The following is a 19,927-nucleotide window of genomic DNA, read 5'->3' on the forward strand; positions in this document are numbered from 1 at the left end:
CCCGCGGGGTCCCGTGGGTGCCCTGGTATTCGGCCCGCTCGGGTGCCCCCGGGTGGGGGCTGCCCGGCCGGGCCCTGGGCCATTCCCGGTAACACAGCCCCCCCAAGCCCGCCGGCGGCCCGCCCCGCGCCGCGGCGCGCCCCGACTGCGGTCTTCGGCTGCTTGTGTGCCAGGCATGGACCCTGTGCCGGCCGTGAAGGCCAGACCCAGGGTCAGCCCTCTCGGGCGAATACCGTGCCGACCTCGGTCACCCCGGTGACCCGCCGGTGGCCGCCCTCGCCCCGGTCCGTGATCATCTCGTTCTCGGCCAGCGTCCGCAGTACCTGCCGCACGTCATCCAGGGGCATGCCGGAGCGCTCCATGATGTCCCGGTCCGTGGGAAAGTGCCCTTGGTCCTCGACAGCGTCGGCGATCACCCGAAGCACCGCCCTCAGGTCTTCTGCCGTGACATCCCTGTCCACCTCTCAACCGTAGGCCGGGGCCGGCCACTCCGCCTCCGGAGCGGCGCCGTCAGAACATCACCTCGGACGGAAGCGCTCGGTTCGTGGGGCTGGCTGCGCACCAAGGGACGTCTCGGGCTGGGTATCTCGGACGTCTCGCGCGCGAGTCCGGCGAGTCGTCGGATCGCGGCGGTCGTGCCGGTCGCGTGTGCGGACCCGACGCGCGGGTAGGTGTCGGTCGTGCCGAGAGGCGATGCGCTTCGGCACGCACCGGTTCGGAGGTGGTCATGGCGCGGCTGACGACTCACCGCGGTGACATGGTGGTTCGGCCCGCGTATGCTCCGGCGGCACTTTCCCGCGCGCCGGCCTCGCACCATCGCGTGCGTGGGCGGGCGAGGGTCCCCGTCGGGGCTGGCCGGCCGTGACGGTCTCCGCTGCGACGGCGCAGCCGGCTGGTCCGGTGGCGGGAGTCGTGACCGCGGCGACCCGATCGGGGGACGGGGTCCTCCAGGAGTGGGGTGTCGATCCCCACCGAGGGCTGAGCGCGGAGGAAGTCACCAGGCGCCAGGCCCAGTTCGGTCCCAACGCGGTCTCCTCGCACCGGGCCCGGTTCTTTCCCGTGTTGTGGCACCAGCTGCGATCCCCGTTGCTGGGCCTGTTGCTCGGTGCCGCCATTGCCTCCTTCCTGGTCGGCGAACGCAGCGATGCAGTGATCATCGGCGTGATCGTGGCCGTGTCGGTGGGCCTCGGCTTCGTCAACGAGTACCGGGCCGAGAAGGCCGCTGAGGCGCTGCACTCGCAGATCCGCCACGAGACCGTGGCGGTGCGCGACGGGCGGGCGGTGTCGGTGGACGTCACGGCCCTGGTGCCGGGGGACCTGGTGGAACTGCGTCTCGGGGACGTGATCCCGGCCGACCTGCGGCTGTTGGAGGTCACGGGCCTTGAGTGCGACGAGTCGGTGCTGACGGGGGAGTCGCTGCCGGTGGTCAAGGACACCGGCACCGTACCGGGCGGGACCCCGCTGGCGGAGCTGTCCGGGTGCGCCCTCATGGGGACGGTCGTGCGGACCGGCGGTGGGCGTGGCGTCGTGGTGTCCACCGGCGCGCTGACCGAGTTCGGAAAGATCGCCGCCGGGCTCGGCACGCACCAGCTCGACACCGAGTTCCAGGTCGGCCTGCGCCGCTTCTCGCTGCTGCTGGTCTACGTCGCCGGCGCGCTGACCACGTCGATCTTCGTGATCAACGTGGTCCTGCACAAGCCGATCATCGACGCGCTGCTGTTCTCCCTCGCCATCGCGGTGGGCATCACCCCGCAACTGCTGCCCGCCGTCGTCTCCACCAGCCTGGCCGCGGGCTCGCGGCGGATGAGTCGCCGAAAGGTCCTGGTCAAGAGGCTGGTCTGCATCGAGGACCTCGGCGATGTCGACGTCCTGTTCACCGACAAGACCGGCACCCTCACGCTGGGCCGCATCGACTACATGCGCGCGGTGCCCGCAGGCGACTCGGATCCCGGCGAGGTCCTGCGCTGGGGGCTGCTGTCCACCGAGAACGTGGCGCAGGACGAGCAGGACGTCGGCGGCAATCCGCTCGACCAGGCGCTGTGGCGCTCTCCGGCGGCAGCCGGGGAGCGGACCGCACTGGTCGGCTACCACCGCCTCGCGGTGCTCCCCTTCGACCACGAACGCCGCATGGTCTCCACGCTCGTACGCGACGCCTCCGGCCGGTCGACCGTGGTCACCAAGGGGGCTCCGGAGAGCGTCCTGGAGCGCTGCGTCGAGGTGCCGCCCGCCGCGCGCGAAGCGCTGGCCGCGGAGTTCGCCGCGGGAAACCGGGTGGTCGCCGTCGCGACCCGACCCGCCGCCGCCGGGCCGCCGGTGATCCGGTCCGAGGACGAGAACGGCCTGCGACTGGCCGGCCTGTTGGTCTTCCTGGACCCGCCCAAGCCGGACGCCGCCGTCGCCCTGGGCAGACTGGACACCCTCGGCATCGCCGTCAAGGTCGTCACCGGCGACAACGCAGCAGTCGCCGCCAAGGTCTGCCACGACCTGGGACTGGGCGAGGGCGACGCCATGACCGGCGCCGAAGTCGACGCGCTGGACGACACGCAGCTCGGCGAGGCGATCACCGGGACCACGATCTTCGCCCGGGTCAGCCCCGAAGCCAAGGCCCGCATCGTGCACGCCCAGCGGCTCAGCGGCGGCGGTGTCGCGTTCCTGGGCGACGGCGTCAACGACGCGCTGGCCCTGCACGCGGCCGACGTGGGCATCTCGGTCGAGTCGGCCACCGACGTCGCCAAGGACGCCGCGGACGTGATCCTCCTGGAGAAGGACCTCGACGTGCTGGCCGACGGCGTGGCCGAGGGCCGGCGGATCTTCGCCAACACCATCAAGTACGTGCTGATGGGCACCTCCAGCAACTTCGGGAACATGGCCTCGGCGGCGGGCGCCTCCCTTTTCCTCTCCTTCCTGCCGATGCTGCCCTCGCAGATCCTGCTGAACAACCTGCTCTACGACAGCAGCCAGCTGGCCATCCCCACGGACAACGTGGACGAGGAGCAGTTGCGCAAGCCCTCGCACTGGGACATCGCGTTCATCCGCCGTTTCATGATCTCCTTCGGGCCGCTCAGCTCGGTGTTCGACTTCGTCACCTTCGGCGTCATGCTCTGGGTGTTCCACTCCGGTCCCGCGCAGTTCCGCTCCGGTTGGTTCGTGGAGTCACTGGCCACCCAGACCTTGGTGATCTTCGCGATCCGCACCCGGCGCATCCCGTTCTTCCGCAGCCACCCCAGCCTCCCGCTGACCCTTGCCGCCCTGGGGGTGGTCGCGGTGGGCGCGCTGCTCCCCAGCACTCCAGTGGCCCACACGCTCGGCTTCCAGCCACTGCCCGGTGGGTTCTTCGCCGCGCTCATCGGCATGATCATGGCCTATCTCGTCCTGGTCGAGATCGGCAAACGGCTTTTCTACGGCGCCGCGGCCACCTCCGCACCCGCACGGCACCGCTACGGCGCCCACCGCCATCTGCGTCGCCGCGCCGCCTACTTCAGCACTGCCGCGCGAACCACCCCCGCCTCCGGCCGGCCATGACGGACTCCTGCTGCGCCGGCCGTGCATCGAGGCGGACAATGGAGGGGCTGCGGTGTGGTCGGCCGAGGAGAAACCGTCACCTCGAGTGAGGGGCATTCCATGGAACAGGCCGCCATCAGCGTCGCCGGCCTCAGCAAGCGCTTCGGGTCCGTGATCGCGTTGGACCGGGTCGATTTCGAGGTCCGCCCGGGGGCGGTGTTCGGCCTGCTCGGGCCCAACGGTGCGGGCAAGAGCACGGCGATCCGGATCCTGACGACCATCCTGCGGCCGAGCGCCGGCCATGCCGAGGTGCTGGGGCGCGATGTGGTGAGGGAGGCCGCCGCGGTCCGGCGGCTGATCGGACTGGCGGGTCAGTACGCGGCCGTGGACCCGAACCTGACCGGGCGTGAGAACCTGCGGCTGATCGGCCGGCTCACCCAGCTGCCCCATGCCAGGATCCGGCCCCGCGCGACCGCGCTCCTGGATCGCTTCGACCTCACGGCGGCGGGCGACCGCCCCGTGCGCACCTACTCGGGCGGGATGAGGCGCAGGCTGGACGTCGCGGCCGCGCTGGTCCCCGAGCCACCGGTGCTCTTCCTCGACGAGCCGACCACGGGACTGGACCCGCAGAGCCGCAACGCCCTGTGGGAGCTCATCCGCGAACTCGTGGACGACGGGACCACCGTCCTGCTCACCACGCAGTACCTGGAGGAGGCGGACCGTCTCGCCGAACGGGTCGTGGTCGTGGACAAGGGCCGCGTCATCGTCGACGACACCCCGGCCGCGCTCAAGGCGCGGCTGGGCAACACGGTGATCGAGCTGGGCATGGGAGACCAGGAGCGGGCGGCGAGAGCACTCTCCGTCATCGGCGGACGGATCTCCCCGGCACCGGAGTCCGAGGGCGCGCGGCTCACGCTCGCGTCCCGTGACGGCTCCGGGATGCTGCTCGAGGTGTTGCATCTGCTGGACACCAACGCACTCGCCCCGCGGTCCGTCGCGGTACGCGAGTCCAGCCTCGACGACGTCTTCCTGGCCCTGACCGGCCACCGTGCGGAGACCGGTCGGGCCTCCGACTCCCCCACCGAGGGAGACTCACCATGACCGCGACCACCGCCCCGCGCGCCCTCGCCGCCCCACGGCCCGGCAGCCGGATCGCCGCCACGGCCCGCGACGGTCTCGCGGTGGCCTGGCGCAACCTCATCGCGCTGCGCCGCGTGCCGAGGCTGCTGGTGTTCTCGACGATCCAGCCGCTCGTCTTCGTGCTCATGTTCCGCTTCGTCTTCGGCGGGGTGGTGGGGCCCTCGCTGCCGCCCGGCGTCTCCTACGTCGACTTCCTGCTGCCGGGGATCTTCGTGCAGACCGCCGTGTTCGGCTCGATGAACACGGCCATCGGGTTGGCCACCGACATGCAGACAGGCTTGATGGAGCGGTTCCGCTCGCTGCCGATGGCGCGTTCCGCCGTCCTGGTCGGCCGCACGACGGCCGACCTGGCACGCAATGTCTTCGTGGTGGCGCTGATGACCGCGGTCGGCTTCGCCCTCGGGTTCCGGATCCACGCGGGGGTCCTGGCCTTTCTCGGGGGCGTGCTGCTGGTCCTCGCGTTCGGCTTCGCGATGTCGTGGATCTTCGCTGTGGTGGGCATGGCGGTCGGCGATCCGGAGACCGCGCAGGCCGCCGCCTTCCCGGTGCTGGCGCCGCTGGTCTTCGCCTCCTCCGCCTTCATCCCGCTGCACACCATGCCCGGTTGGCTGCAGGCCTTCGCCGGCCACCAGCCGGTCTCGCAGACCGCGCAGGCCGTGCGCGTCCTGGTGCTGGGCGGACCGGCCGTCGGCGCGGTATGGCAGGCGCTCGCCTGGGACGCGGGCATCGTCGCGGTCTTCGCGCCGCTGGGCGTGTGGTTCTACCGCAGAGCGGTGTAGCGCTGTCCGACACCGCACCAGGATGCGACGTGCCGCCGCCCTGGAGCGGCGGACGGCGGCGTCCGGCGTCGGTGCTTCGCCCCCGGCTCTCCTCGCTTCGGGGTGCGAAGCGCAGTAGGTTGGAGTGGTCAGAGCGTCCTGGACCCCGGCGTCACCTTTTCGCGCGTCGCGCGGTGCATCACCCGGAGTCGTCGTGGACCCGACCGGCACGTCCGCAGCTCTCGCTCCCCAGCCAGTTCCCGCCCCATCCTCGGTCGAGACCCGCGGCTGGGACGTCCCTGCCCGGCAGCCGTTGGTGGTGGTCGCCTGGTGCGACCGTCACTTCGCCGCAATGCTCAGTGTCCTCGTGATGATGACCGACCAGCCGCGTAGTTGGGGCGAAGCCCTGGCCGAGGCGCTCACCGCTCCCCGTTCGGCCGCCCCGGACGACGCGGCGCCGGGGCGTTGTCCCTCGCACAACCTGTTCGGGCATCGTTGTCCGGACGGAACCTCCGCCACCGATCGGGTCGAGTTGACCCTGCTCCTCATGGACGGTCATAGCCCTGCCGAGGGCGCCCGGATTCTCAGGCTGCCGGAGCTCTCGGTCAGTGCGGAACTGCAACGCGCCCTGCGCGTCCTCAGGGACCCCTGCGAGGGCACGGAGAGGGGTCAGGAGGATGGCAGGGGGCCCAGTGTTTCCGTGCCGTCGACGAAGGCCCGTGCCAGTTCGGACAGCGGCCGGTTGTGCGCGCGGGCGTAGCCGCGCAGGGCGGTGAAGGCCTGCTCCATGTCGATGTCGAGGCGTTCGGAGAGCTTGCCCTTGGCCTGTTCGATCAGGACCCGGCTGTTGAGGGCCGTCTGCAACTGTTCGTTGAGCAGGGTGCTCCGTGCGGCCGAGCGTTGCTGTAGCACGCTGATGGTGGCCACGTCGGCCAGTGCCTGCCCGAGGGGGGCTGTGGCCTGCCCGAAGACGCCGGGGCCCGCGCTGAACAGGTTCAGGGCGCCGACCACTTCGTTGCGCAGCCGCATCGGCAGTGCCTGCACCCCGGTGAAGCCGCGCAGACGGGCCTGCCGGACGAATCGCGGCCAGCGGTGTGCCTGGCCTGTCAGGTCGGGGACGGTCACCACGGTGTTGCCGCGGAAGCACTCCAGGCAGGGACCTTCGTCGTTCTGCAGCTGGAAGAGTTCCAGCAGGCGCACCTGCTCGTCCGAGGCCGCCATCACCCTCAACTCGCCGTTGCGGTCCGCGAGCAGGACGCCGGCCGCGCCGGCCCCCAGCACCTCGACGCAGCGGTCGGTCAACAGGCGAAGGAAGTCGATGAGGTCGAAGTCGGCGACCAGGTTGTCGGCCAGCTCGACGAAGGTCCTGGCGAGCAGTTGTTCGTCCATGAGGATCACCCTGGTTCGAGAGTAGACCGATTCGGCGCGTGCGGGCGGTGCTTCGGGGCTCAGGCCGGGGGCCGTCAGGCCGTCCGGTCCGGCTCGTCGTCGGGCGGGAACCTGAGCCGGCGGTCCACCACCGCCGCGGCGACGTCGGACAGTCGCTCGCCGTGCGCATAGGCGTAGGCGCGCAGTCGGAGGAAAGCCTGTTCGATTCCGACTCCGAGCTGTGCGGTGAGCATGCCGCTGGCCTGGTCGATCTGCGCGCGGTAGCCGTCCGGCGCGTCGCCGTCGCCGATGGTGAGGCCCTCGCGTCGTGCGGTCAGGGTGCCGAGCAGGACCCGGGTGGCGCTGTCGGCGAACCCCATCGCCTCCGCCAGCTCGTCGGGGCTGAGGTCCAGCGGCGTCGGGGCATACAGGTCCAGCACGCCGGGGCGGATCGCGCCGAGCTGGAGCGGGAAGGAGTAAACGGCACCGGCGCCGGCCTCCGCCGCGGCGGAGGCGAACACCGGCCACCGCACCTGCGCCCGACCGCCACGCAGGTCCGCCGTGGACACCGAGGTCTGCCGGGTGAACGCATCCATGCACGGCCCCTCGCCGAGCGTCAGTTGGAGTTCCTCCAGCTGCTCGCTGATGTCGTCGGTGCTGCACAGCGGATAGCTGGCCACGGTGGGTGACATGGCCGACAGGCCTGCGCCGCCGACCGGCAGCGCGGCCACGGCCGCCGTGCACACATCGACCACGGCGATCGTGGCGCCCCGCCGGCCGGCCTCTTCCGCCACGAGGATCGCGATCCGCGCCGCGCGGTTCATGGGCATCATTCACCACCTGGGGGACGGCGGCACCCGGTCAAAGGGGGCTTCGACCGGGCGTCGCCACCCTTGGCTCTAGACGGCCTCGGTCGTCCTCGCGGGTTCCGGCACGTGCAGCGGCTTGCTCAGGGTCGGGATGCCCGGCGAAGTCGGCCTCGCGGACGCGGACGCGGACGTGGTGGCGGTGGCGGCGGCGGCCTCGCGGGAGAGGAAGGAGCCGAGTTCGCCGATGGTGCTCATCAGCGGCGCGGGGAAGACGACGGTGCTGTTCTTGTCGACGGCGATCTCGACCAGGCTCTGCAGGTTGCGCAGTTGGAGGGCGAGCGGGTGCTCCATCATGGTGTCGGACGCCTCGCCCAGCGCGGAGGCGGCCAGGGCCTCTCCCTGCGCGTTGATGATCTTGGCGCGCTTCTCCCGCTCGGCTTCGGCCTGCTTGGCCATCGCGCGCTTCATGGTGTCGGGCAGTTGGATGTCCTTGAGCTCGACCAGGGTGACCTCCACGCCCCACTCGGTCGTGGTGACGTCCAGGATCTGGCGGATGTCCAGGTTGATGCGGTCGGTCTCGGACAAGGTCTCGTCCAGCGTGTGCTGCCCCACGACCTTGCGCAGCGTGGTCTGGGCGATCTGGTTGATCGCGGAGCTCACGTTCTCGATCGCGATGACCGACTTGACCGCGTCCACGACGCGGAAATAGGCGACCGCGGAGACGTCGACGCTGACGTTGTCACGGGTGATGATGCCCTGGGACTGGATCGGCATGGTGACGATCCGCAGCGAGATGTGGTGCATGACGTCGACGAACGGGATGATCAGGCGCAGGCCCGGGGCGCGCGCCCCGGTGATCCGGCCGAACCGGAACACGACCCCCTTCTCGTACTGCCGGACGACGCGGATCGACATCGCCAGCCCGATCAGGATGAGCACGGCGAGCACCACCACGATGATGATCAAGGCGGTCATTTCGGCTCCCTCGGAATGCGGACCCCACGTCCATGGAACGTCGGGGCCCTGGGAAAGCGTCGCCGCAGCGGACCACCGGGAGGCGCAGGGCTGATCTGCGGCCCTACCGTGAGCCTGCTCCGCCCGCAGCACCCGGGACAGGGCCGAACGGGCCCTGCTCCCGCCGTGACCGGCCCACCCGAGCGCGGCCGGGCCCGCCGGTGCGGGGCGCACGGGAAGCCGAACCGTCGTGGCGTCCGTCACCGGGCCTCGTGGTCACAACGACCTGGGCTTGTCCCGCGCCTGCGCGGTCGGCGAACCGTCGATGCGCGTCGGCTGCACGGCTCGCTGCCGGGCGGGCCGTCCATCTGACGCATGAGGCAACCCGCCCCGGTGCGGGGCCACCAGCGTGCCGCGTCCCGGCTCGCCGGGTGCGGGGATTCCCAGCAGTTCGTAGACCGCGGCGCCGTCGACGGTCTCCTGCGTCAGCAGCAAAGCGACCAGGCTGTCCAGCTGGGCGCGGTGCTCGCTGATGAGTTTCGTCGCCGCCTGCTGGGCCTCGCCGAGCAGGCGCGCCACCTCGGCGTCGACGACCGCCTGGGTGGCCTCGGCGTAGGGGCGGCTGGAGAGCGGGGCGCCTCCTCCGAGGAAGACCGAGCCGCCCTGGGGGTAACCGACCGGGCCGAGCGCCGGGGAGAGCCCGAACTCGCGCACCATCTTGGTGGCCAGTTCGGTGGCCTGGGCGAGGTCGTTGGCCGCGCCGGTGGAGCCCTGGCCGAGCTCGACCAGCTCGGCCGCCCGCCCGCCCAGCCGCACCGCGAGCGTCTCGGTCAGGTAGTCCTCCCCGTACAGGTGCCGTTCCACCAGCGGCAGTTGCTCGGTGGCGCCGAGGGCCTGGCCGGCCGGGAGGATGGTGACCTTGGCGACGGGATCGGTGTGCGGCAGGAGCGCCGCGACGAGGGCGTGTCCGGACTCGTGCACGGCGACGGCGTGTTTCTCCGAGGGCAGCAGCACGTTGGAGCCCTCGCGGCGGCCGAGCAGGATGCGGTCGCGCGCGGTCTCGAAGTCGTCGGCGGTGAGGGTGTTCCGGTCGGCTCGGACCGCGGCGATGGCGGCCTCGTTGGTCAGGTTGGCGAGGTCCGCTCCGGAGAAGCCGGGCGTGCCGCGGGCCACGACGTCCAGGTCGACTCCGGGGGCGAGGCGCTTGCCCCGGCAGTGGACGGCGAGGATCGCGGCCCGCTCGGCGAGCGTGGGGAGCGGGATCACGACCTGCCGGTCGAAGCGGCCGGGCCGCAGCAGGGCCGGGTCCAGCACTTCGGGCCGGTTGGTGGCGGCGAGCACCACGATGCCCTCGGCCGGATCGAAGCCGTCCATCTCGGACAGCAGTTGGTTGAGGGTCTGCTCCCGCTCGTCGTTGGACACGGGGGCCCCGCTGCCGCCGCGTCGCCCACCCAGGGCGTCGATCTCGTCGACGAAGACGATGGCGGGCGCGCGCTTGCGTGCCTCGGCGAACAGGTCGCGCACGCGCGCGGCGCCGACCCCGACGAACATCTCCACGAAGCTGGAGCCGGCCACCATGAGGAAGGGCACCTCCGCCTCCCCGGCGACGGCGCGGGCCAGCAGCGTCTTGCCGGTGCCCGGCGGGCCGACCATGAGCACGCCCCGCGGCGCGGTCGCGCCCGCGCGGCGGTAGCGCTCCGGGTGCCGCAGGAAGTCGACGACCTCCGCGATCTCCGCCTTCGCGCCCTCGTAGCCGGCGACGTCCGCGAACCTCGTGGCCGGCCGCTCGGTGTCGAAGACCTTCATCTTCGACTTGCCCACACCGAGCGCGCCCTGCATCGCCGCGCCCGCCCGGCGCGAGATCCGCCGCCAGAACCAGACGATCAGCAGGAACGGCGCCAGCAGCAACACCCAGGTCAGCACCTGGGAGCCCACCGAGGCGCTCGACGACGAGGTCGTGGCGTCGATGGTGACGTGCCCGGCCTCCAGCCGGTCCAGCAGCGCCGGGCCCGCCAGCTGGACCGGCACGGTCGTGACGTACGTGTGGCCGTTGGTGAGCGTGCCGGTGGCGGACCCGTTGGTGGCCAAGGTGACGTCCTTGACCTGATGGGCGTCCACGTCGGTGAGGAACTGCGAGTAGGAGAGCGTCACCTTGGCCGGATGGCTGCCTGGGTGCAGCGAGGGAACAGCCACCCACACCACCAGCGTCATCAGCATGGCGATCGGCCACAGCCAGTTGCGCCAACTCGGCGGTGGCGGGGGCGCCGTCGGCGTGGGCTTGTCCCCGGGGGGCGGCGGCGTCACCTGCCGCGTCATGACGGCCCTCCCGGTGCGCGCGCCGGCGCCCTGGCGGGGCCGAGACCCATGGCAGTGGACAGCATGGGCAAAACCTTCCCGGAAGACGGCGAATCCTCGTTGCAGCTCCCATCCTGCGACCGTCCCAAGCCGTTTTCGTAGGGCCGGGTCGGCCGGATCGAAGGGCCGAACGGGCCCCACCACCGTGAACGCGGCCGAGAGTCCGGCGGCCCCTCGTGGATCGGGTCGGCTCGCGCCGTTCGGAGGGCCGATGTGTACTGGACCCGACGGTCGCCACCCGTGCCGTAGCACGTCAGCGCGGACGCGAGGCCGGGGCAGAACCGTCGCGGTCTCGACCGCACCACCGGAGGAACCCATGTCCACGAGCCGCCGTGTGATCCGGTTCTCCGACCTCGGCCGTGAGGATATGGGCCGTGTCGGGGGAAAGAACTCGTCGCTCGGGGAGCTGATCGTCAACCTCGGCCCGGCCGGTGTCCGCGTGCCGGACGGCTTCGCGACCACCGCCGACGCCTACCGGGAGTTCCTCGACACCTCTGGTCTGCGACAGCGGATCGCCGACCAGATCGGCCTGCTGAACGGTGGTGTGCCGCTCGCCGAGGTGGGCGCGACGATCCGCGCCGCGATGCTCGGCACACCGTTGCCGCCCGCCCTGGAGCGGGAGCTGACCGAGGGCTACACCCGGCTCGGCCGCGAGGCCGGCCGCGAGGACCCGGACGTCGCGGTACGCAGCAGTGCCACGGCCGAGGACCTGCCGGAGGCGAGCTTCGCGGGACAGCAGGACACCTACCTCAACGTCCGCGGCCACCAGGCCCTGCTGGACGCCTGCCGACGCTGCTACGCCTCCCTGTTCACCGACCGGGCCATCGACTACCGCGAGCGGATGGGCTTCGACCAGCTCGCCGTGGCGCTCTCGGTCGGCGTGCAGCTGATGGTCCGCTCCGACCTGGCCGGGGCCGGGGTGATGTTCACCCTCGACACCGAGAGCGGCTTCCCGGACGCCGTCGTGGTCAGCGCGGCCTGGGGGGCTGGGTGAGATGGTGGTCAGCGGGCAGGTCGACCCCGACGAGTACGTGGTCTTCAAACCGCCGCTCGCGAACCCCGGACTCGACCCGGTCATCCACACCGGGATCGGCGCCAAGCGCGTCAAGGCCGTCTACGCCGACCAGGGCCTCACCCGCATGGTGGACACCAGCGCCGAGGAGCGCGTGGGCCGGGTGCTGGACGCCGCGGAGGTGTGCCTTCTCGCGCGCTGGGGCGTGGCCATCGAGCGGCACTACGGCTGCCCCATGGACATCGAGTGGGCCAAGGACGGCCGGACCGGTGAGGTGTTCATCGTCCAGGCGCGTCCCGAGACAGTGGTGTCCCGGCGGCGCGCGGCGATGCTGCACCGCTTCCGGCTGACCGGCTCGGGGGAGTCGCTCGTCGAGGGGATCGCGGTCGGCGAGGCGATCGGGGTGGGCGCGGTCTGCGCGCTGACCACGCCGGTCGAGCTGGAGCGCTTCCCGGCGGGGGCCGTGCACTGGTCCACTCCGACCAGCACGGATTTCGGCCGCTCAGTGCTCATCGCGGGCTCCTGTCACAGGTGGGCGCTGCCTTAGGCTCTTGTCACCTCCAGCTTCGCCCCCAGGGTCCCTGGCCCGCATCCGCGCAGCCGCCCCAACGTCCTCCTGACTGGATCGCGCGGCAGGCCGGTGGCGGATCAGTGGCGTCCGACGTCGCGGGCGAGCTCGAGAGCGAGGATCCGGTCGAGCCACAGGAACGCCTCGAACCTGGCCCCGTCCTCGAGATCCGGGTCGAGGGCGGTCAACCGGAGTAGGGCCGGCAGGTCGTGGGTGGCCGGTCCTGTGTCGAGCGCGGCACGCACCTGCTCGCGCAGGGCGGGCGGGACGGGCGCGGACGGGGCCCGCGACCACGCGGCGACCAGGACCCGCCAGCCCGCGAGCTCGGCGGCGGAGTCGCGCAGGACATCGAGGTCGATCCGGGCCGCTTCCTGGTAGGGGGTGCGTAGCAGGGCCAGCCGCCGCGCGAGCGGGTCCTCCGTGGGCTCGAACGCCATCGCGTCCGGCACGCCGGTGCCCACGGTCACCCGGCCCACCAGCAGGTCCACCCCTGACCGGGAGTCCGGTGCGGGGCCGCCGGACCGAAGGTGCACGTCGGTGGCCGGGCTGTCCTCGGCGGCGGGGACATGGATCCCGTAGCCGTGCAGGGCCCTGTCCAGGGCCTCGGCCCGGTCCGGCGGGAGTTCGGGCACGGCCATCGTGGGGAAGACCTGTGTCCCTGCGGCTTCCACGGTCCGCAGCAGGACATCCGCCACCAGCAGCACCCGGAGTTCCTGCCACCCGGCCCGCCGCCCTGGGCAGTCGAGGCGAACGCGCAACCGCAGGCCGCGTCGGCCCGCGGGCGGAACCTCGACGGGCCGCCCGGTGCGAGCGTCGAGCACGTGCACCACCTGGCTGACGCTACCCGCATCAGGGCCCGTCCGCAGGCGAAACGCCCCGCACGCGGAGCGGGGCAGCGGCGGACCGTGTCGGTAGACTCGCCATGCCCTGGCTTCCTGAACACCTCGGTCGGCGGTTGAGCCGGAACCGGAGCTCGTATGACCGCACACGGGTGCGTCGCGTTCCGGTCCGTCGCGCCGCGTGGGCGGTAGCCGTGCGCATCGGCGTCCTCACCAGTGGCGGTGACTGCCCTGGACTGAACGCCGTGATCCGTTCGGTCGTCCACCGGGCGGTCACCGCGTACGGGGACACCGTGGTCGGGATTCTGGACGGCTACCGCGGCCTGCTGGAGGGCCGGGCGCGACCGCTCGAACTGGACGACGTGCACGGTGTCCTCGCCCGGGGTGGCACCATCCTCGGCTCGGCCCGGGTCGAGCGCGAGCGGATCCGCCAGGGAGTCGAGCAGAGCGCGAAACTCGCGGCGGTCCTCGGCATCGACGCCCTGATCGCGATCGGGGGCGACGGCACCCTGACCGCCGCGGAGCTGTTCAGTGGGGCCGGACTGCCCGTCGTGGGTGTACCCAAGACCATCGACAACGACGTGGAGGCCACCGACGCAACCTTCGGCCACGACACCGCGGTACTCGTCGGCACCGAGGCCATCGACCGGCTGAAGACCGCAGCGGAGTCCCACCAGCGGGTGATGGTCGCTGAGTTGATGGGCCGCCATACCGGCTGGATCGCCCTGCACGCGGGCATGGCGGGCGGCGCCCACGGCATCCTGATCCCGGAACGGCCCTTCGACATCGAGGAAGTGTGCCGTCTGATCGACGAACGCTTCACCCGGGGGAAGAACTTCACGGTGCTCGCGGTCGCCGAAGGGGCGACCCCGGCTCCCGGCACCATGGAGTTCCAGCACGGCGGCCGGGACGTCTACGGGCACCAGCAGTTCGGGGGCATCGGCCACCGGCTCGCCGCCGAGATCGAGAACTGGCTGGGCAAGGAGGCGTTGCCGGTGGTGCTGGGACACGTGCAGCGGGGCGGCACCCCCACCGCACTTGACCGGGTCCTGGCCACCCGATTCGGCTGGCACGCCGTCGAGGCCGTCCACCAGGGTGCCTTCGGCCACCTCACCGCGCTGCGCCACACCCGGATCCGGCTGGTGCCGCTCACCGAGACCGTCGGCAGGTTGAAGACCGTGCCGCCGGGCCAGTGGGTCGAGGCCCGCGTCGTGCTGTGACCGGGCAGCGCGTGTGGGCGGCGCGGCGCCGGAGGCGCGGGGTCGGAGGGGCCGTCCACCGCCATCCGGGCTGGCGTGGAACGTACCCGCAGCGTGGGCGCGGAGCTGACCTGAGGCGCTCGACTCTGCCGCGTTCGGCCGCCCCGGCGGGGGCGGCGGAGAGGTGGTCGTGTGGACGCCGGTGAGTCGGCCGTTCGGGTGGCCCGTCCGGCCAGTGGGCACGAAACGGTTCCGTCCCCGGCGGACCTGCGGATCGAGGCGTGGTCTCCCACCATCACGGTTGCCTCGCCGAGGCGGTCTGCGGCATGGTCGAGGCGATCGCGGACATGGCCTGCCTCGACCCGGCCGGTCGCCGAACGCGCTTGCGTGTTCGCCGCCGCGAGCCCGGCGGACCTGCTCGTGGACGTCCTCGACGAGGTCGTCTATCGGCTGGACACCCACGGCGAACTGCCGCTCGACGCGGCGGTGGACCAGGTGCGCGTGACTGCGGACGGCTGCCGTGCGGCGGTGCGCCTCCGGATGGCCGCCGGGACGGCGACGCTCGTGGGTGCGGTACCCAAAGCGATCTCCCTGTACGGCCTCTGCTTCGCCAAGGACCCCGAGGGTTGGCGGTGCCGGTTCGCTCTCGACGTCTGACCCCGCCCGAGGGAGCCGGCGCCCGACGGAGCAGCAGTCGGGGGACCGAGCAGCCCGGACCGGGAGGAACGGAGCCTGATCAGGACGTTCAGATTGGCGCTCGCGGGGGACACGATGCTCGGCCGAGGCGTCGCGCGTCGGCTGGGGCCGCATCCGCGGGCCGCCGCGGTCCTCTCCTCCTGGGGGATCACGGCGTGGGCACGACGGCCACCGGGCAGCGGGAGTACTGGACGACGGTCTGGCCGACCGACCCCAGGCGGCCGAGCGGTCCGGTGGGGCTGCCGTGTCGGCCGACGACGACCAGCCGGGCCTGTTGGGAGAGAGCGACCAGGTACTTGGCCGGGGTGGAGTGGACCGTCTCGGGACGCAGTCGCACCTGCGGGTAGCGCTCGATCCACTGGTCGAGCAGCCGGTTGAGGACGCGGTCCTGCTCGGCAGGAACGCGGGCCTCGTCCGCCAGTGGGCCGACGTGGTCGGAACCGCCGCCGGTGAGGGTGTGGTGCCAGGCGTGCACGACGCGCAGCCGGGCATGCTCGCGCTGGGCGGCCTCGAAGGAAAAGGCCAGGCAGGCGTCCGCACGGTCGGGTCCGTCGACGCCCGCGACCACTTGTCCATCACCTCGCTCAGGCTGTTCCGATCCGCTGCCGGGCACGATTACGACGGGACAGTCCGCCGTGGCAGCGATGCGCAACGCGGTCGAACCGACCAGCAGACCCGGGAAACCGCCCGTCCCACGCGCCCCGACGACCAGCAGCCGCGCGCCGGTGCTGTGCCGTTGCAGCGCTTCGTGCGCGTCCGCGTCGGCGGCCGCGGTGGCCAGTTTCAGCCCGGGGTTCCAGCGCTCCAGTTCCTCGGCGAGGGTGTCGAGGCCGCGCCGCACGCCGTCCTGGAGGAAGCCGTCGCTCAGCAGATGCGCGTCGCCGTGTGCGGCGCCGATCCAACCGGTGACCAGGAGCAGGGGAGCGTCGCGCAGGACGGCCTCCTGCGCGGCCCAGGCGACCGCGCGGGTGTGCTGGGCCGGGTAGTCGACACCGGCGACCACAGCGGAGGACGGCGGAGTGGACATGGCGCTCCTTCACGCGCCGCCCACGCTCGGCAAGGCCCGCGCGGTGCCGTGCCCGGCGGCGCTTCGGACGTTCGCTCGGGCAACTGTCCTCCTCATCGTGGGGCACCGGGCCGCACCCCGCCCGCCGCGCGGTCAGGGGCAGCGTCCGTTCGGGGGCGCCTCGCACGTCTGCCGGCACCGGTCGTTGGTGACTGAGCTGATCACCTCCTTCGGCGCCGGTCTCGCCCGGGGCACCGCGCTCCTCACCTGGCCGGCGCTCGAAGCAGAAGCACGGCACTGGAGTTGGACCAGCGCGTGGCCACGCTGGTCACCGGACAGGCGTGATCAGGCCGTAGTGCCCAGGGGATCCGTCGGGCGAGGCTGTAGCTCTTGTGCCGGATGACGCGGCGCTCCTCCGGGTCGCGGGGGAGCCGGTCCGGCCGGTGCTCAGGGCCGTCCCCGGTCCACGGGTTCTCCGGTGGGACGGAGGAGCGCCGGTCGGGGTGCCGGTGGTGCCGGGCCTGCTCGATCCGGGTGCGGAGCCGGTGCTGGAGCAGGTCGATGGCCTCCCGCATGGTCGCGGCGGCGACGTGGGCCCGCACCGGGCCGCCGAGCAGCTGGACCGTCGCCTGGGCGAGCGAGGGCCTGGCGATCGTGTGGTGCGCCTCCTGGGTCAGCTTCACCCGCACGGCCAGGACGGGCTCGTCCACCCGCCGCAGCAGCGCGAGCAGTTTGGTTCTGGATCACTTTTGGTGCTGATGCCACGGAGGGTCACCGGGCCCGCGATCATGAACGGTCGTGACCCACGATCTGCTCCAGGACCTCTGGCTCCACCAGACCACCGACGTCGCGGTCAGCGCCGTCACCATCCACGCCGACCACATCACCGTCCACGCCGCCACCACCCGGGCGGGCGCGCACTGCCCGACGTGCGGGACCTCCTCGGGTCGCGTCCACAGCAGCTACTTTCGCAGGCTCGACGACAGCGCCGCAGGCCAGCGCCGGGTCATCGTCGAGTTACGTGTCCGCCGGTTCCGCTGCCGCCAACAAGCCTGCGAGCGGGCAACGTTCGTCGAACAGGTCGAGGGCATCACCTTCCGACACGGGCGACGAAGCCAACAACTCCAGGCCGCGCTGCAGCGACTCGGGCTGATGCTCGCCGGCCGGGCCGGCTCGCGCCTTGCCGAGGCGTTCGCCGTCCCGGTCAGCCGCTCCACGCTCCTTCGCCTGATCCGTGCTCTGCCTGAAGAAGCCCCGCCGGTGCCGCGAGTGCTCGGGATCGATGAGTTCGCCCTGCGCAAAGGCCATGTCTACGCGACCATCCTGGTCGACATCGAGACCCGCCGACCGGTCGACCTGCTGCCCGACCGCACCGTCGAGACTGTCCGCTCATGGCTGGCCGCCCACCCAGGAGTGAAGGTCATCTGTCGCGACCGCTCTGCTCTGTATGCCGAGGCCGGGCGGCTCGGCGCCCCGGACGCTATCCATGTCGCCGACCGCTTCCACCTGTGGCAGAACCTCGCCGACGCCGTCGGGAAGACCGTGCTCCAGCATCGAGCCCTGCTGCCCGAACCACCGCTACCCGCCGGGCCCACCGAGCCCGCGACCTTGCCGGTCACCGCGGCCGAGCCCCGCCGGACCGGACGCCTTTCGGACCGCGTCCGCGAACAGCACGCGGCCGTCCATGCTCTGATCAGCGAGGACGTCAGCCTGCGCGCCATCGGACGACGACTGGGCCTGGCCCGCGGCACCGTCCGCCGCCTGGCCAACGCCGCGGACCCCGACCAACTGCTGGTCGGCCGCTGGACCGGACGCGCCAGCATCCTCGACCCCTACAAGCCCTACCTCAACCAGCGGTATGCCGAGGGCTTCACCGTCGCCCGCCGCCTGTTCGAGGAGATCCGGCAACGCGGATTCCCGGGCCAGGAGCAGATCGTCCGCGTCTACGTGCGGCAGCTGCGGGAGGCGTTCCCTCACCAGGACCTGCCCCGCCGCAAGCCCTCCGTGAGGGACGTGACCGGGTGGATCACCCGCCACCCCGACCGGCTCGACGCCGACGGCGCGCAGCAGCTCAAGGAGATTCTCGCGCGCGTCCCGGCGCTCGCCCGCACCGCCGAGCACGTCAGAGACTTCGCCGAGCTGATGAACGACCGCCGAGGCCACCAACTCAAAGACTGGATCGCCCGAGTCCAACAAGACCAGGTCCCCGCGCTGCAGAGCTTCGCCGCCGGCCTGCTGCAGGACCTCGACGCCGTCGTCGCCGGGCTCACCCTGCGCTACAGCTCAGGAGCGGTCGAGGGCCACAACAACAAGATCAAGATGCTCAAGCGTCAGATGTTCGGCCGCGCCAACTTCGACCTGCTGCGCAAACGCGTCCTCCACGCGACATGACCCGGGTGGTGGCGGCGTGGACGGTGATGTGGTCGGCGTGGATGGTGACGGCGCTGACCGCGACGTCGGTGGTCTGGTGGAGCCAGAGGTCCTGGAGCAGATCGTGGGTCACGACCGTTCATGATCGCGGGCCCGGTGACCCTCCGTGGCATCAGCACCAAAAGTGATCCAGAACCAGCAGTTTGGCCCGCGCGTAGTCGGGTGCGGCGAGGGAGACAGCGCCTCGGGTCTCCACCTCGACCTCGACGGCGGGCGGGGACGGAAGTCGGGTCATCGGTGCGGTCCTCTCAGAGTGCTGACGGGTTGCCGGCAGGAAGGCTCCGGGGCGGCTCACGGGTGGGGCACGACGACGACCGGGGCGTGTGCGTGGTGCAGGGCCGCGTGGGCCGTGAAGCCGAGGTGCCCTCCGGGCGCGTGCTTGCGTGCGCGGCGCCCGATCACCAGCATCTCGGCCCGCTCGGAGGCGTCGACCACGGCCTTGGCGGGCCCGGCGCCGTCGAGGCGGACCACGACGGACACCTGCGGGTACTTGTCCTGCCACGGGCGCAGCGTCTGCACGAGGTGCGCGCGGGCGGCGTTCTCCAGCGTCTCGGAGTCGATCGGCGGGACGATCGTTCCGGGCGTGGCCCACAGGGCGGGCAGGTTCCAGCCGTGCACGGCCACCAGGCGCGCGCCTCGGTCCTGGGCCCGCGTGAACGCGAACTCCAGCAGCTCGTCGGCGGCCTCACCGGGGCCGACACCGACCACGACGTCGCCCGCACGGCTGGTGCCCTCGGCGCTGTCGCCGTCCACGTCGGGACGCACGACCACGACGGGGATCGGGGACCGGCCCGCGACCGCGAGCGAGACCGAACCCACCAGGAGGCCGGTGAAACCGCCCAGGCCACGGGTTCCCAGCACCAGCAGCTGCCCCTCCCGCGCCGCTTCGAGCAATCCGTCGACGGGCGAGGCCCCCAGCAGGACGGTGTCGACCTCCAGCTCCGGATACCGTCCGCTGATCTCCTCCTGGGCACGGGAGAGCAGGGCGTCGCCCTCGTCCCGCAGCTGCTCCAGGTAGATGCCGACGGTCCGGGGCCAGACGTGCACCAGCCGCAGGGCCGCGCCGCGGCACTGGGCCTCGGCGGCAGCCCAGCGGGCGGCGGCGAGACTCGTCGGGGAGCCGTCGATCGCGGCGAGGACCGGACGTGCGGTCATGGCGGGGTTCCTCCCAGCTCGGTCGGCCGGACTCTGTCGACCGGCACAACCTCACCCTGGCTCGCGGCGGTACGGGCGGCCGAGGGCCACAGGTCCCTGCGGGGCGGCCGGACGGCCCTGGTCTGCGGAGGCCGCCT

At 72.1% G+C, this 19,927-nt stretch carries 18 protein-coding genes; 8 read left to right on the plus strand and 10 right to left on the minus strand.

Annotation, left to right across the window (positions count from 1 at the left end):
- Positions 1–212 precede the first annotated feature (212 nt).
- Positions 213–416 (minus strand): hypothetical protein, encoded by a 204-nt coding sequence (locus tag ABH931_RS34980; RefSeq protein ID WP_370122733.1) that lies wholly within the window; start codon positions 414–416, stop codon positions 213–215.
- 496 nt (positions 417–912) lie between these two features.
- Here ABH931_RS34980 and mgtA point away from each other — a divergent pair, with 496 nt between their 5' ends.
- From mgtA to ABH931_RS34995, 3 genes are all read left to right on the plus strand, one after another.
- Entirely contained in the window at positions 913–3,522 is a 2,610-nt protein-coding gene (gene mgtA / locus ABH931_RS34985; protein WP_370122735.1) for a magnesium-translocating P-type ATPase, read from the plus strand.
- A 99-nt stretch (positions 3,523–3,621) separates the two neighbouring features.
- Positions 3,622–4,602, plus strand: coding sequence for an ATP-binding cassette domain-containing protein (locus ABH931_RS34990; RefSeq protein WP_370122738.1), 981 nt, complete (start codon positions 3,622–3,624; stop codon positions 4,600–4,602).
- A complete protein-coding gene (locus ABH931_RS34995) occupies positions 4,599–5,420 on the plus strand; it encodes an ABC transporter permease (protein WP_370122741.1) in 822 nt (273 codons plus the stop codon). Before ABH931_RS34990 ends, ABH931_RS34995 begins: the two co-directional genes overlap by 4 nt.
- 648 nt (positions 5,421–6,068) lie before the next feature.
- Here ABH931_RS34995 and ABH931_RS35000 read toward each other — a convergent pair.
- From ABH931_RS35000 to ftsH, 4 genes are all read right to left on the minus strand, one after another.
- Complete coding sequence (locus tag ABH931_RS35000; RefSeq protein WP_370122744.1) at positions 6,069–6,788, minus strand: ANTAR domain-containing protein; 720 nt, start codon at positions 6,786–6,788, stop codon at positions 6,069–6,071.
- A 74-nt stretch (positions 6,789–6,862) separates the two neighbouring features.
- On the minus strand, positions 6,863–7,591 hold the full coding sequence (locus ABH931_RS35005) for an ANTAR domain-containing protein (protein WP_370122746.1): 729 nt from the start codon (positions 7,589–7,591) through the stop codon (positions 6,863–6,865).
- A 75-nt stretch (positions 7,592–7,666) separates the two neighbouring features.
- The gene (locus ABH931_RS35010; protein ID WP_370122749.1) at positions 7,667–8,551 is read right to left on the minus strand and encodes a slipin family protein; all 885 of its coding nucleotides are present in this window, start codon (positions 8,549–8,551) and stop codon (positions 7,667–7,669) included.
- A 255-nt stretch (positions 8,552–8,806) separates the two neighbouring features.
- Positions 8,807–10,846 (minus strand): ATP-dependent zinc metalloprotease FtsH, encoded by a 2,040-nt coding sequence (gene ftsH, locus ABH931_RS35015; protein ID WP_370122752.1) that lies wholly within the window; start codon positions 10,844–10,846, stop codon positions 8,807–8,809.
- 355 nt (positions 10,847–11,201) lie between these two features.
- On the opposite strand from ftsH, the gene ABH931_RS35020 reads away from it, so the two are divergent.
- On the plus strand, positions 11,202–11,879 hold the full coding sequence (locus ABH931_RS35020) for a PEP/pyruvate-binding domain-containing protein (RefSeq protein ID WP_370122755.1): 678 nt from the start codon (positions 11,202–11,204) through the stop codon (positions 11,877–11,879).
- 1 nt (position 11,880) lies between these two features.
- The gene (locus ABH931_RS35025) at positions 11,881–12,444 is read left to right on the plus strand and encodes a PEP/pyruvate-binding domain-containing protein (protein WP_370122758.1); all 564 of its coding nucleotides are present in this window, start codon (positions 11,881–11,883) and stop codon (positions 12,442–12,444) included.
- 101 nt (positions 12,445–12,545) lie between these two features.
- On the opposite strand, the gene ABH931_RS35030 is transcribed toward ABH931_RS35025, so the two are convergent.
- Positions 12,546–13,286 carry a hypothetical protein gene (locus ABH931_RS35030; RefSeq protein WP_370122761.1) on the minus strand — a complete coding sequence of 247 codons (741 nt, stop codon included), beginning with the start codon at positions 13,284–13,286 and terminating at the stop codon, positions 12,546–12,548.
- A gap of 212 nt (positions 13,287–13,498) precedes the next feature.
- Between ABH931_RS35030 and ABH931_RS35035 the strand changes: the two genes are divergently transcribed.
- Positions 13,499–14,524: an ATP-dependent 6-phosphofructokinase gene (locus tag ABH931_RS35035; protein WP_370122764.1), complete on the plus strand. Its 1,026-nt coding sequence runs from the start codon at positions 13,499–13,501 to the stop codon at positions 14,522–14,524.
- A 198-nt stretch (positions 14,525–14,722) separates the two neighbouring features.
- A complete protein-coding gene (locus tag ABH931_RS35040) occupies positions 14,723–15,160 on the plus strand; it encodes an archease (RefSeq protein WP_370122896.1) in 438 nt (145 codons plus the stop codon).
- A gap of 187 nt (positions 15,161–15,347) precedes the next feature.
- Here ABH931_RS35040 and ABH931_RS35045 read toward each other — a convergent pair whose 3' ends face one another.
- Positions 15,348–16,226 carry a universal stress protein gene (locus ABH931_RS35045; RefSeq protein ID WP_370122767.1) on the minus strand — a complete coding sequence of 293 codons (879 nt, stop codon included), beginning with the start codon at positions 16,224–16,226 and terminating at the stop codon, positions 15,348–15,350.
- A 242-nt stretch (positions 16,227–16,468) separates the two neighbouring features.
- Positions 16,469–16,915: a hypothetical protein gene (locus tag ABH931_RS35050; RefSeq protein ID WP_370122770.1), complete on the minus strand. Its 447-nt coding sequence runs from the start codon at positions 16,913–16,915 to the stop codon at positions 16,469–16,471.
- 88 nt (positions 16,916–17,003) lie between these two features.
- Here ABH931_RS35050 and ABH931_RS35055 point away from each other — a divergent pair, with 88 nt between their 5' ends.
- Positions 17,004–18,596 (plus strand): ISL3 family transposase, encoded by a 1,593-nt coding sequence (locus ABH931_RS35055; protein ID WP_370122772.1) that lies wholly within the window; start codon positions 17,004–17,006, stop codon positions 18,594–18,596.
- A gap of 151 nt (positions 18,597–18,747) precedes the next feature.
- On the opposite strand, the gene ABH931_RS35060 is transcribed toward ABH931_RS35055, so the two are convergent.
- Both ABH931_RS35060 and ABH931_RS35065 read right to left on the minus strand, forming a co-directional pair.
- Positions 18,748–18,870, minus strand: coding sequence for a hypothetical protein (locus ABH931_RS35060; RefSeq protein WP_370122775.1), 123 nt, complete (start codon positions 18,868–18,870; stop codon positions 18,748–18,750).
- Positions 18,871–18,926: 56 nt separating this feature from the next.
- Positions 18,927–19,790: a universal stress protein gene (locus ABH931_RS35065; RefSeq protein WP_370122777.1), complete on the minus strand. Its 864-nt coding sequence runs from the start codon at positions 19,788–19,790 to the stop codon at positions 18,927–18,929.
- Positions 19,791–19,927 lie beyond the last annotated feature (137 nt).

The organism is Streptacidiphilus sp. MAP12-33 (genome assembly GCF_041261265.1).
Taxonomy (GTDB): Bacteria; Actinomycetota; Actinomycetes; order Streptomycetales; family Streptomycetaceae; genus Streptacidiphilus.